The following is a 12,708-nucleotide window of genomic DNA, read 5'->3' as shown; positions in this document are numbered from 1 at the left end:
GCTGATTGCTGCGAGAGGCAGGATCAGATGGCGTCGATGCCTGTCTCGCCGGTGCGGATGCGCACCACTTCCTCGATGTTGGAGACGAAAATCTTGCCGTCGCCGATGCGGCCGGTCTGGGCGGCCTTGCGGATTGCTTCGATGGCCCCTTCGACGGCCTCGTCGCCGAGCACGACCTCGATCTTCACCTTGGGCAGGAAGTCGACGACATATTCGGCGCCGCGGTAGAGTTCGGTGTGGCCCTTCTGGCGGCCGAAGCCCTTGGCCTCGGTAACCGTGATGCCCTGCAGGCCAGCTTCCTGGAGCGCTTCCTTCACTTCGTCGAGCTTGAACGGCTTGATGATCGCTTCGATCTTTTTCATGCGAATACTGGCCTCCACTGCCGGGAACTTCATCGGGGCGACGAACCCACACGCGCATCTCAAGCACGAAGCATGCCAGTTGCCGGATCTGCGGCAAGTTTGATCGGTGTCGACGGCAAGCCGCTGGAAAGGCGGGGATTCGACTTCAATCTCTACGGGTTTTCCAGCGGCCGCACAAATTTTCATCGCTGCGGCAAGATGGTCGTTGGGCAAAAGGGTAGCAGCCTGCCTAAAATTTGGGCGTATGCTGGTGCGATGGGGTGTGCCGGCGCTGTTCCGATCGATGGTTGCGGTATGCTAACTCTGGATCAAACAAGCGCATTTTCCGGATTGTTGCCATGGCATTCGAGCTTCTGACCCCGACTGAAATGGCCGAAGCCGACCGGCTGACGATTGCTGGCGGCCCGGTCGACGGATATTGCCTCATGCGCCGGGCAGGAGGTGCCATCGCCGATCTGATCCTGGAGCGGTTTCCGTCGTCGCAGACGGTCCATGTCCTTTGCGGCCCGGGCAACAACGGCGGCGACGGCTATGTGGTGGCGCGTCTGGTCAGTGAAGCTGGGCATTCCGTCAGGCTGTTTGCACTGGGTACGCCAAGGGCCGGGAGCGACGCCGCCCTGGCGGCAGCCGACTGTGCCGTTGCGCCCGAACCGCTGGCGGCCTTTGCACCCGGCGGCAACGATGTCGTTGTCGATGCGCTATTTGGCGCCGGGCTTGCGAAGCCACTCGGCGGCGAAGTGCTTGCGGCCATCGAGCGAGCCAATGCGGCCGACGTCGCCGTCGTTGCCGTCGACCTGCCTTCGGGCGTCTCGGGTGCGAGCGGCGATGTCCTTGGCGGCGCCTTCGCTGCAACTGTAACCGTGACCTTCGCGCGCAAGAAGCCCGGCCATCTGCTCTATCCGGGGCGGGCGCTGTGCGGTGAAGTTGTGGTTGCCGACATCGGCATTTCCGATGCCACAATCGTTGCCACCGGAACGCGCTGCCTGGAGAGCGATCCGGGCTGGTGGCGCGGGCAGTTTCCGGTGCCTGCCGAAAATGACCACAAATACAGCCGCGGCCATGTCGGCGTCTTCTCCGGCGGGGTTGCGGCGACCGGCGCGGCGCGGCTGTCGGCCATGGCTGCTGCGCGCGCGGGTGCTGGGGCTGTTACGGTGCTGTCACCGGGATCGGCGTTGTCGGCAAATGCGGCGCATCTGACCTCGATCATTCTCAGGCGCTCGGACAGTTTCGAGGACGCCATTGCCTTTCTCGATGCCCGCAGGCCGGCAGTGCTGGTCTATGGGCCCGGCCTCAGCCCCGAGCCCGAGGTGGGCCGCTTCGCGCTTGAACTGATGGGGCATGCGCCAGGCCGTTTTGGCACGCTGGTGCTCGATGCCGACGGCATCACCTCGCTTTCGCGACAGAGGGCAGCCTTTTTCGAAGCGCGAAAACGACCCGGGCCGGCGCTGGTGCTGACGCCTCATCATGGCGAGTTCGGACGGCTGTTTCCTGAGATAACTGCCGATGCGTCGTTGTCCAAACTGGAGCGGGCTCGTGCGGCGGCCGTGAAGGCGCATGCCGTCGTCGTCTACAAAGGCCCCGACACGGTCATCGCCGCGCCTGACGAGCGGGCCGCAATCAACAGCAACGGCACGCCGCTGCTGGCCACTGCCGGCTCCGGCGATGTCTTGTCGGGAATTGTCGCAGCTCTGGTGGCGCAGGGCATGCCGCATTTCGAGGCTGCCTGTGCGGCTGTGTGGATGCATGCCGACGCGGCTCGACGTTTCGGGCCAGGGCTGATTGCAGAGGACCTGCCGCTGGCGCTGAGAGAGGTGACTGCTGGGTTGGTTGGGTGAGGGGGCGAGGGCGCCCCCAGGACGGTTCGGGCGCGCTGACCTGTGAGACCGTCATGCCGGGCGAGCGAAGCGAGACCCACTCGGATTGAGGCTCTGGATCCGTCGCGCTATCACGGTGCCCATTTCCGACACCGCGATGGCGAAGCGTTGTGACGGCGCAGCATTGCCGGTCCGGAGCCGGGATGACGGCCATCTGCCCAGGCCAAACAGGCCACTGCAGCGCGCAAGAGGATGGAAAACGGTTCTCCACCGCTCCTGCCGGAAAAGCTCCTGTAACTCAGGCGTTGGTTCCACCGTCGATGGTGAGTGCGGCACCGGTGACGAAGCGGCCCTGGGGGCCGGCGAGCCAGGTGACGAGGCCGGCGACGTCGTCGGGGGAGCCGAAGCGCGGGATGGCCATGAGATTGCGCTGGTGGTCGGCGCCGTCACCTTCGGCCGGGTTCATGTCGGTGTCGGTGGAGCCGGGATGGACGATATTGACGGTGATGCCGCGCGGGCCAAGGTCGCGCGCCAGTCCCTTGGTCAGACCGACCAGTGCTGCCTTGCTGGCCGAATAGAGACCGATGCCCTCGAAGGGAACACGGTCGGCGAGATTGCTGCCGATGGAAATGATGCGACCGCCCTCGGGCATGACTCCTGAAGCCGCGCGGGAGGCGATAAAGGGGGCACGGAAATTGACCGACATCACCGCGTCGAGCTCGGCCAGCGTGACTGTGTCGATGGTACCGGCATGCCAGATGCCGGCGCTGTTGACGAGGATGTCCAGGCGGCCGAACGAGGAGACAGTTTTGGTGACGGCTGCCTCGACAGCCTTCGCATCGAGATTGTCGGCTTGGATCGCCATCGCGCGGCGACCTTTGGCTTCGATATCAGCGACGACGCCCTGTGCCTTTTCGGCCGAGCGGGCATAGGTCAAGGCGACATCAGCGCCGGCGGCTGCCAGTTGCCGGGCGATGGCCGCACCGATGCCGCGGCTGCCGCCGGTGACGAGGGCGACCTTGCCGTGGAGGTCGGTGGCGTTGGGTGAGGTGGGCATGATCCATCTTTCTGTAATGAACAATACAAAATAGGTGGCACTCTTGCCCCGAGTGGTCAAGGGATTTATGTATCGATCATAACAGAAAGGCTTTCGATGTCTCAGAAGGGTCGTCCGCGCAGCTTCGATCGCGATGCAGCCTTGCGGCAGGCGATGCGGGTATTCTGGAAGAAGGGTTATGACGGGTCGTCCCTGGCGGATTTGACGACAGCGATGGGCATCAACTCGCCCAGCCTTTACGCTGCATTCGGCAGCAAGGAGACGTTGTTTCGCGAAGCTGTCGATCTCTATGGCGCGACCGAAGGCGTCGCGGTTTGGGGTGCCTTCGAGCGCCCCGGCAGCATCAGGGAGGCGATTGCGAGTTTCCTTTGCGCTTCGGCCAGGGCGTTCAGCGAACCCGATGATCCCAGGGGCTGCCTGATCGTGCTGGGCGCGCTCAATGTCAGCGAAAGCAATCGTGAGGTGTTCAACGATCTCAGTGAGCGCCGGCTGTCGAGCACGCGGCAGCTGAACGAGCGGCTGCGGCTTGCCGTGGAGCAGGGCGACCTGCCGTCAACGACCGACTGCGCCGGGCTGGCTGCCTTCATCATAGCCGTACAGCAGGGCATGTCGGTACAGGCGCGCGACGGTGCGACGCGCGAGACGCTGTTGGCGGTGGCCGATGGCGCGATGGCTGGCTGGGACGCGTTGACGGCTGGTTCCGGGCGCGCCGCCGGAGTCTGACGCGTCAAGAGATCAGAGCATTTCCGCGTCGCTTCGAACCGTGGAAACGTCCTTTGTCGTGACGCAGGTGCGGGCGGGAAACCGCCGCACAGATCTCTGGAATTGCTCTATCCGTTGATCCGCTTCATGAAGGCCATGGCGCCGAACGGGGCGCGGACCTTGCCCTCGGTGATGAAGTAGACGAACACGTCGCGCGGCTTGACCGGAGCCTCGGTCGAAGGATCGGCGCGGTCGAGGTCGGCCGGGACGCCGCCTGCAGCGAAGGTCTTTGCACGTTCGACCCATTCGTCGAGTGCTTTTGGCGTGTAGCAGTCGTGATTGTCATCGCTGCCGGTCTGCAGCCGGAGATAGACGAAATCGCCTGTCACGTCGGCAATTGCCGGATAGGTGGCGTGGTCGGCATAAACGATGGCTGCGTTGTACTTGCGAGCCAGTTGGACGAATTCGGGCACGACGAAGCTCGCATTGCGCACTTCGAGCGCATGGCGAAGGGTGATGCCATCCAGCTTTTCGGGCAGCAGCTTGAGAAAGCCCTCGAAATCGTCGGCGTCGAACTTCTTGGTGGGGGCGAACTGCCACAGGATCGGGCCGAGCTTTTCGCCGAGGGCAGCAATGCCCTGGGTGACGAAACGCTCGATCGATTCGCCTGCCTCGGCCAGCACGCGGCGGTTGGTGACGAAGCGGTTGCCCTTGAGCGAGAAGACGAAACCGTCAGGTGTCTCGGAGGCCCATTTCAGGAAGGTCGGTTCCTTGAAACCGGAATAATAGGTGCCGTTGACCTCGATCGATGGCACCTGGCTGCCGGCGAACTGGAGCTGCTTGGCCTTGGACAGCTTCTCCGGATAGAACGTGCCTTCCCACGGCTCGAAGGTCCAGCCGCCCATGCCGGCACGGATTTTTCCACTCATCGACGACCCCCTCAGCGCATGCGTTTGTGCGGCCATTTCTAGCCGAACAGGCTGCCGCGGCAAAGCCGCGATGAGGCGTGCGGCGAACCCTCCTGACATCGTTGCCGCATCGCAGATGGCTATGAGCTCTCGGAAATCAGGGAATTCCTGATTGCCCGCCCCATCGGCATCTATGGCTGGTGGCTGCTGCGCAGCGAAGCTGGGGCAGTGAAGGCCGCCTGACCTGTATGTTCGGTGAATTTGTACAGGTTGTCGCAATGTAGGCGTGCTCAACCCTGTTTTCCGAGAGTCGCCCCCGGCTGTTCAAATGCGTTTGCCGCGCCTATGAGTGTGCCGGGGCTTTTCGAGCGACTTCCACCAATCTGGGGCCGACCATGAGCATGTCTAACCGTACCATCCGCAAGCTGGCCATCGCGGCGGTGGTCCTTGCCGCGGGGCTTTATTTCATTCCCGTGGTCACGTTGTTTTTCCTCGCCACCGGCTTGATCGACGTCATGCGCAACACGCGCCGCGACGCCATGGTGTTCGAGCGCTATTTCCTCGGCAACGGCATCCCGACATGGCTTCTGTCGCCGTTCAACCTGCTGATCGACCTTTTGAGCTATCGCAACAAGGGCATCTACAAGCTGCAGGACCTGCCGCCCGAATGGCAGGAGGAGGTCGACTTCGTGCTCGACACGTTTAGGGCGCGCAAGGACGAGGTCGTCGGCGACATCGACAAGGTGTTCGAGGCCGGCCGGCGCGGCATGTATGTGTACAGGTGGTACGGCAAGGAGAACGCGCACAACATTCAGGAGTTCAAGCGCGAGTTCCGCTTCATCAAGACGATCGCCGTTTCGGTGTTCTCGGGACGCGAATCGACGTCGTTCCACTACGGCCCGATCCGCCTGACGCTGCGCGTGCTCTACAATCTGTCGCCGGTGAAGACAGACCAGATATTCATCGAATGCGGCGACCAAAAGCACTACTGGCACGACGATCCGCTCTACATTTTCGACGACACGCTGATCCATCGCTCGGTCAACCAGTATGACGCCCGGCGCTACTGCGTGTTCATGGACATCGTCAGGCCGACGCCATTCCCGCGTCTGATTTCATCCCTCGTCTCGGTGATTTCGGTGCTGGTCGAGAAGGTCAACGCGATCTTCTACGGTAACTGGAAGATGCTGAAGCCAGGCGCCAAGACCGCCGGTAAGGGCTGAAATCTACAGTCGTGAAACGAGGCAGAGCGTATCCGGCTGCCTCGTGCTTTCCTTGGAAAGTCCTCAGCGAGGGCTTTGCTGCCAGGCAATGACCTGGTGGTCTGTCGCGGAAGCGCTCAGGTCGGGCCCTTTTCCGCATCTGCCCTGATTGCAGCAACCCAGACAGCCTCTTCGAACGACAATATTTCAGTTCGAGACTGATAAAGGACCTCGATTTCGAGACGTCCGCGATCGCCTCGAACGGAGAGCCAATCTTCAAAACATCGTACTGCAGGCGATTCTTCGACCACAATGGTTACATCATACCAATCGCTCGACCCTATCCTTCGCCCAGACTGGCGAACAACGTGAGGGCCGGCGTAAATCCCCAGCCACTCAAAGATGTGGTGCGGGACGTTGCTGTACAGCCTGAAAACCCGGTTTCGGGGCAAAAGGCGACTACTCCGCCGCCTCTCTCTTGCCCTTGGGTCGGCGTTCCAGCAGGTCCTTGAGGAACCGGCCGGTGTAGCTGCGCGGTTCGGCGACGATGTCCTCGGGACGGCCTGCCGCCACCAACTCGCCGCCGCCGTCGCCGCCCTCGGGGCCAAGGTCGAGCACCCAGTCGGCGGTCTTGATGACCTCGAGATTGTGCTCGATGACGACGACCGTGTTGCCCTGGTCGACGAGTTCGTGCAGCACCTCGAGCAGCTTGGCCACGTCGTGGAAATGCAGGCCGGTGGTCGGCTCGTCCAGGATGTAGAGCGTCTTGCCCGTCGCTTTGCGCGACAACTCCTTGGCGAGCTTGATGCGCTGGGCTTCGCCGCCCGACAGCGTGTTGGCCTGCTGGCCGATGTGGATGTACCCCAGGCCGACCTGGTTGAGCGTCGTCAGCTTGTCGCGCACCGCCGGAACCGCGGCGAAGAACTCGACGCCTTCCTCGACCGTCATGTCGAGCACGTCGGCGATCGACTTGCCCTTGAACAACACGTCGAGGGTCTCGCGGTTGTAGCGTTTGCCGTGGCAGACGTCGCAGGTGACGTAGACGTCGGGCAGGAAGTGCATCTCGATCTTGATGACGCCGTCACCCTGGCAGGCCTCGCAGCGGCCGCCCTTGACGTTGAAGGAGAAGCGTCCCGGCTGGTAGCCGCGCGCCTTGGCCTCCGGCAGGCCGGCGAACCAGTCGCGGATCGGCGTGAACGCGCCGGTGTAGGTGGCCGGGTTGGAGCGCGGCGTGCGGCCGATGGGCGACTGGTCGATGTCGATGACCTTGTCGAGGAATTCGAGACCCTCGATGCGGTCGTGCTCGGCCGGGTGCTCGCGCGACCCCATGATGCGGCGCGACGCCGCCTTGAACAGAGTCTCGATCAGGAAGGTCGACTTGCCGCCGCCCGACACGCCTGTGACGGCGGTGAAGGTGCTCAGCGGGATCTCGGCGCTGACGTTCTTCAGATTGTTGCCGCGCGCGCCGACCACCTTGATGCGCTTGTTCTTTTTCAGCTCGCGGCGCGTCGCCGGCGTGGCGATCTCAAGCTCGCCCGACAGATATTTGCCGGTGATCGAGTTCGGATTGGCCATGACCTGCTGCGGCGTGCCTTCGGCGATGATATTGCCGCCATGGATGCCGGCGGCGGGGCCGATGTCGACGACATAGTCGGCGGTCAGGATTGCATCCTCGTCATGCTCGACGACGATTACCGTGTTGCCGAGGTCCCTGAGATGGCGCAGCGTGTCGAGCAGACGGTCGTTGTCGCGCTGGTGCAAGCCGATCGACGGCTCGTCGAGCACGTAGAGCACGCCTGTCAGGCCCGAGCCGATCTGCGAGGCGAGACGGATGCGCTGGCTTTCGCCACCCGACAGCGTGCCGGAGTTGCGCGACAGCGTCAGATAGTCGAGGCCGACGTCGTTGAGGAAGCGCAGGCGCTCGCGGATCTCCTTGAGGACGCGGACGGCGATCTCGTTCTGCTTGTCGTTGAGGAGGGCCGGAAGCTCTTCGAACCAGGCGTTGGCCTTGCGGATCGACTGGCCGGTGACCTCGCCGATGTGCTTGCCGCCAACCTTGACGGCGAGCGCCTCGGGCTTGAGGCGATAGCCAGCGCAAGCCGGGCAGGGCGTCGCCGACATGAAGCGCTCGATCTCCTCGCGCATCCAGGCGGATTCGGTTTCCTTCCAGCGGCGTTCGAGGTTGGGGATCACGCCCTCGAAGGTCTTGGTCGTCTTGTAGGAGCGCAGGCCGTCATCATAGTTGAAGGTGATTTCCTTAGCACCCGTGCCGTGCAGGATGGCTTCCTGGGCTTCCGACGAGAGGTCGCGCCAGCGATCGCCGAGCTTGAAGCCATAGACCTTGCCGAGCGCTTCCAGCGTCTGGGCGTAATAGGGCGAGGTCGACTTGGCCCAGGGCGCGACAGCACCCTCGCGCAGCGAGACATGGTCCTCGGGCACTATTAGGGCCGGGTCGATGGCGCGCTGATTGCCGAGACCGTCGCAGGCCGGGCAGGCGCCGAACGGATTGTTGAACGAAAACAGCCGCGGCTCGATCTCGGGAATGGTGAAGCCCGAGACGGGACAGGCGAATTTTTCCGAGAAAAGAATGCGCTCGTGGGTTTCGTTGGCGGACTTGTTGACCGAGTCCTCGCCGGTCTGGCTGGCGTCGAGCGGCCTGTCGGCGAACTCGGCGACGGCAAGGCCATCGGCGAGCTTCAGCGCCGTTTCCATCGAATCCGCCAGGCGGGTGGCGAGATCGGGGCGGACGACGATGCGGTCGACGACGACGTCGATGTCATGCTTGTACTTCTTGTCGAGAACAGGCGCTTCGCCGATTTCGTAGAAAGCGCCGTCGATCTTGACGCGCTGGAAGCCCTTCTTCTGAAGCTCGGCCAACTCCTTCTTGTACTCGCCCTTGCGGCCACGGACGATGGGGGCAAGGATGAACAGGCGGGTGCCTTCGTCCAGCGCCAGCACGCGGTCGACCATCTGCGAGATAGTCTGACTCTCGATCGGCAGGCCGGTGGCCGGCGAATAGGGCACACCGACGCGCGCAAACAGAAGGCGCATGTAGTCGTAGATCTCGGTGACGGTGCCGACCGTCGAGCGCGGGTTGCGCGACGTCGTCTTCTGCTCGATCGAGATTGCCGGCGACAGGCCGTCGATCTGGTCGACGTCGGGCTTTTGCATCATCTCGAGGAACTGGCGGGCATAGGCCGAGAGGCTCTCGACATAACGGCGCTGACCCTCGGCATAGATGGTGTCGAAGGCGAGCGACGACTTGCCCGAGCCGGACAGGCCGGTCATCACGATCAGCCGGTCACGCGGCAGGTCGAGGTCGACATTCTTGAGATTGTGTTCGCGCGCACCGCGAATGGAAATGTACTTATGATCGGCCATTGCCGCGCCGCGCCTCAAATCTGGAATTGCTCGGAGTGGCGGGTTTGCCCGACCATCCCCTCATGTAGGTATTTTTGCCGCCCGGTCGAGAGGCGGCCGTTCACTCCGCATTGCGTTTAAGCGCCTTTGGCGCCGGCGGGCAAGTGAAAAGAACAAAGGCCGAACGCCATGCTGACAACGGTATGGCAGGAGTGTTGGCTGGATCAGAGCGGCTGAACCCGACCTTCGATCACATTTTTTCCCTCTAACAATGTTGTAGTTGACGTGACCGAATCAGGGATGCAGACTGCTGATGTCGCCTGAGGCCGAGCCTCCCTTGAGGGCTCCTCACCATGCTACGGTCGGTCTGCGAGACGCCGCAGACACGCGAGTTGAGCAGCGGGCGCACAATTGGCACAACTGACGTAGGAGCTAGGCATGACTCCACCGGACAGTCCCAAAAGGTTCCGCTAAGCAGACGGAACCGCAGCAGGCACAGGTGCGGCAATTCCTTGTGAAAAGCCTGGCAAACCGTGATCTGTTGATCCCCTTACAATTTGAGACCATGGTCGGATCTGTGGCCGAGCGCCACTACGCATCCGAGATAGCAAGCCGGTAAACCACTCCCGGCAATCAAGGGCACAACCCGATAAAAGGCCCCGTGCGCTCCCCCGGAGCGGCGGGGCCATGTTTTTGGGATAGGATTCAAGAACTAGGCGACTGGCTTCAAGATTTCTGGCGGCAGCAAGAATCCCGATTATTGCGCAGAGGTCAGCCTAGATCTCGTCAGAATGTCTGCGAGAATACACACTCGTGGCCTGGGTCCTTCCACAGCTAGCGGAATTTGTGCGGTGACATAGACAGGACGCTGGCTTCAAGTCCGCCGGACGCCTATCGTCAAGTACCGTTCACATGGAACGGGTTCAGCTTGCTGTCGGACTTGAATAACTTCCTGTTGATCCCGAACTGATGTCTGTCGTCCGATGTCTGTTCCGGGCGCTTGGGGGGGAAGATGATGACCGGACGCCAGACTGAACTGATCGGTTTGCTTGGGGGCATGAGCTGGGAATCCAGCGCGCTCTATTATCGTCTGATCAATCAGGCGGCACATGGCAGGCTGGGTGGGCATCACAATGCGCGGTCGCTGATGTATTCGCTCGACTTCGACGAACTGAACGACCTTGCCGCCAAGGGCGATTGGGATCGGATTGCCGAGGTGATCACCAAGGCGGCGCGGCATCTGGAGGCGGGCGGTGCCGCTTTCGCCATGCTGACGGCGGTGACGCCGCATTACGTCGCCGACAAGGTCGCCGACGCCATCAGCATCCCGCTGCTGCATATCGCCGATCCGACCGGCAAGCTGTTGCAGGCGGCCGGACACAAGCGGGTCGGGCTGCTGGGCACACGCTACACGATGGAACTTGGTTTTCTCGCTGAGAGACTCAACCGGCAGTTCGGCATCGGAGCGCTTGTGCCGCCGGAGGACGAACGCCTGGCCGTGCACAGGATGATCATCGACGAACTGACGCTTGGCATCGTCAAGCCGGAATCCAAATCGCTGCTGCTGCGTGTGGCGCAGGGCCTGCAGGCGCAGGGGGCAGAAGCGGTCGTCGTGGCCTGTACGGAGCTGCCGTTGGTGCTGGCCATGGAGGACTATCCGATGCCAGCTTATGACATGGTCAAGATCCATGCCGAGGCCGCGGTCGAGCTGGCGCTGGCCGACGAGGTGCAGCATGCATGAGGTTGCAAAGGCGCCCGCGCCGCCGGCACCTAAACCGATCCTCGAAGCGCTCTCGCGTCATCCCGAGACAGTGCGGACCCGGTTGCTCGACATCCGTGACCTGATCTTCGAGGTCGCGGCGGAAACCGAAGGCGTGGGGACGCTGACCGAAACGCTCAAATGGGGCGAGCCTGCCTATCTGACGCAAGCAAGCGGCAGCGGATCGACGGTCCGGCTGGGCGCAACCAGGTCCTTGCCCGGCAGGTGCGCGGTGTTCTTCAACTGCAACACGACGCTGGTAGAGACCTTCCGATCTCATCTTGGCGGCGAGCTGGAGTTCGAGGGCAACAGGGCGGTGATCGTTCCCGCAGACGCGGCCATTCCAGAGGCTGCACTGGCATTCTGCCTGCGGGCGGCGCTGACCTATCATCAACGCAAGGGAGCTGGCTTGCGTCCATGAGGCGACTGCGGGCCGCTGCCCGTCAAGCGGCGTGGGTCAGAAGGTCAGCCAGCCCGGTTGCGCAAGGTCTGGCGCGGCAGTTCGCCGAATTCCTGGCGGTAGGCGGCCGAGAAGCGGCCCAAATGGGAAAAGCCCCATTTGAGGGCAATGTCGGCGACCGAGGTTGCCGCGTCGCCCTGCAGCAGGTCGTAGCGCACGCGGCGCATGCGCTCCTTGTGCAGCGCGTGCATGGGCGAGAAGCCGTAGGTCGACTTGTAGGCGAGCTGGAGCGTGCGGCAGTTGACGCCCGATGCCTCGGCGATGTCGAGCAGGGCGATGGGTGCCTCGGCATGGGTGCGGATGAACTCTTCGGCACGTCTGACATGGCGAGGTGCTGTGGCCTGGCTACGCCCGTCCATGAAGGGCGCGAGATTGCCCGGCTGCGCCCGGATGAAAAACTCGAGCAATTGCTGTTCGCGGAAGGCGCGGCTGAGATCGGCCGCGGGCGAGGGCTCCCGTTCGGCATCATGGACAAGGGCGTCGATGAAGCCGCGCCAGGCGATCATCTCGGGCCGCGTCATATCGATTTCCGGATCGAAGCTGACGGCGTCAGGCAACTCGCGGTCGAGCACGCGCTCGGCAAAAGCCTGGAACGGCGTCCTCCGAACCTGAACAAGCAGCTGCGCGCAGTCCTGCCACCAGCGCATGCGGGTGGCCCAATGCGGGTTGAGCACGGAGGCGGCGCCGCCATGGGAGACGAATTCCTTGCGGCCGTTGCGGATGGTGGCGGCGCCGGCGAGCGGGATCTGGATCAGGTAGAAATGGCCGAGTTCGCCTGGGTCGATCAGAACGTCGGCACCATAGCTGATGTAGTTGAGCGAGATCATGTCGCCGCGGACATGATGATGGGCAGCGCGGAAGGGACGCCGGTCGCCGATGATGTCGAGCCGGTGGTTGCAGAACTTCTGGGCTACCCGCTCCCTGGCGCAGTCGAGGTCGTCGGACTGAAACAGGACATGCCGTGAAAGCGGGGCCGCGCGCGTTGCCACGTCCGTTTCCATCCAGGGATGGTAACACAGTTCGGACGGCCGCCAACCGGAGCCTGAAATGCCGCAGGCGGGGAAAACGATTATTTCGTTTTCTG

Annotated in this window: 11 protein-coding genes; 6 read left to right on the top strand and 5 right to left on the bottom strand. The window is 62.9% G+C overall.

From position 1 onward, the window contains the following. Window positions 1–23: 23 nt before the first annotated feature. Entirely contained in the window at window positions 24–362 is a 339-nt protein-coding gene (locus B015_RS0112525; RefSeq protein ID WP_018428041.1) for a P-II family nitrogen regulator, read from the bottom strand. A 72-nt stretch (window positions 363–434) separates the two neighbouring features. Here B015_RS0112525 and B015_RS33245 point away from each other — a divergent pair, with 72 nt between their 5' ends. Then, window positions 435–719, top strand: a complete 285-nt coding sequence (locus B015_RS33245; protein ID WP_157632719.1) for a hypothetical protein — start codon at window positions 435–437, stop codon at window positions 717–719. Continuing rightward, entirely contained in the window at window positions 701–2,197 is a 1,497-nt protein-coding gene (locus B015_RS0112520; RefSeq protein WP_018428040.1) for a bifunctional ADP-dependent NAD(P)H-hydrate dehydratase/NAD(P)H-hydrate epimerase, read from the top strand. The genes B015_RS33245 and B015_RS0112520 overlap by 19 nt, the downstream gene beginning before the upstream one ends. Window positions 2,198–2,474: 277 nt before the next feature. Here B015_RS0112520 and B015_RS0112515 read toward each other — a convergent pair whose 3' ends face one another. Next, a complete protein-coding gene (locus B015_RS0112515) occupies window positions 2,475–3,233 on the bottom strand; it encodes an SDR family oxidoreductase (RefSeq protein WP_018428039.1) in 759 nt (252 codons plus the stop codon). Between the two features lie 96 nt (window positions 3,234–3,329). Between B015_RS0112515 and B015_RS0112510 the strand changes: the two genes are divergently transcribed. Next, window positions 3,330–3,956 (top strand): TetR/AcrR family transcriptional regulator, encoded by a 627-nt coding sequence (locus B015_RS0112510; protein ID WP_018428038.1) that lies wholly within the window; start codon window positions 3,330–3,332, stop codon window positions 3,954–3,956. Window positions 3,957–4,063: 107 nt separating this feature from the next. On the opposite strand, the gene B015_RS0112505 is transcribed toward B015_RS0112510, so the two are convergent. Next, window positions 4,064–4,864 carry a DUF72 domain-containing protein gene (locus tag B015_RS0112505; RefSeq protein WP_040456194.1) on the bottom strand — a complete coding sequence of 267 codons (801 nt, stop codon included), beginning with the start codon at window positions 4,862–4,864 and terminating at the stop codon, window positions 4,064–4,066. Between the two features lie 374 nt (window positions 4,865–5,238). On the opposite strand from B015_RS0112505, the gene B015_RS0112500 reads away from it, so the two are divergent. Beyond that, a complete protein-coding gene (locus tag B015_RS0112500; protein WP_018428036.1) occupies window positions 5,239–6,066 on the top strand; it encodes an aspartyl/asparaginyl beta-hydroxylase domain-containing protein in 828 nt (275 codons plus the stop codon). 438 nt (window positions 6,067–6,504) lie between these two features. Here the strand turns inward: B015_RS0112500 and uvrA are convergent, their stop codons facing one another. Then, window positions 6,505–9,426: an excinuclease ABC subunit UvrA gene (uvrA, locus tag B015_RS0112495; RefSeq protein ID WP_018428035.1), complete on the bottom strand. Its 2,922-nt coding sequence runs from the start codon at window positions 9,424–9,426 to the stop codon at window positions 6,505–6,507. A gap of 991 nt (window positions 9,427–10,417) precedes the next feature. Between uvrA and B015_RS0112490 the strand changes: the two genes are divergently transcribed. Next, window positions 10,418–11,146, top strand: coding sequence for an amino acid racemase (locus B015_RS0112490; protein WP_018428034.1), 729 nt, complete (start codon window positions 10,418–10,420; stop codon window positions 11,144–11,146). Continuing rightward, window positions 11,139–11,585, top strand: coding sequence for a DUF1801 domain-containing protein (locus B015_RS0112485; protein WP_081623472.1), 447 nt, complete (start codon window positions 11,139–11,141; stop codon window positions 11,583–11,585). The genes B015_RS0112490 and B015_RS0112485 overlap by 8 nt, the downstream gene beginning before the upstream one ends. Before the next feature lie 44 nt (window positions 11,586–11,629). On the opposite strand, the gene B015_RS0112480 is transcribed toward B015_RS0112485, so the two are convergent. After that, window positions 11,630–12,613, bottom strand: coding sequence for an AraC family transcriptional regulator (locus B015_RS0112480; RefSeq protein ID WP_245262167.1), 984 nt, complete (start codon window positions 12,611–12,613; stop codon window positions 11,630–11,632). Window positions 12,614–12,708: the final 95 nt, after the last annotated feature.

The organism is Hoeflea sp. 108, assembly GCF_000372965.1.
Classification (GTDB): domain Bacteria; phylum Pseudomonadota; class Alphaproteobacteria; order Rhizobiales; family Rhizobiaceae; genus Aminobacter.
This window is presented reverse-complemented; position numbering and strand designations above follow the sequence as displayed.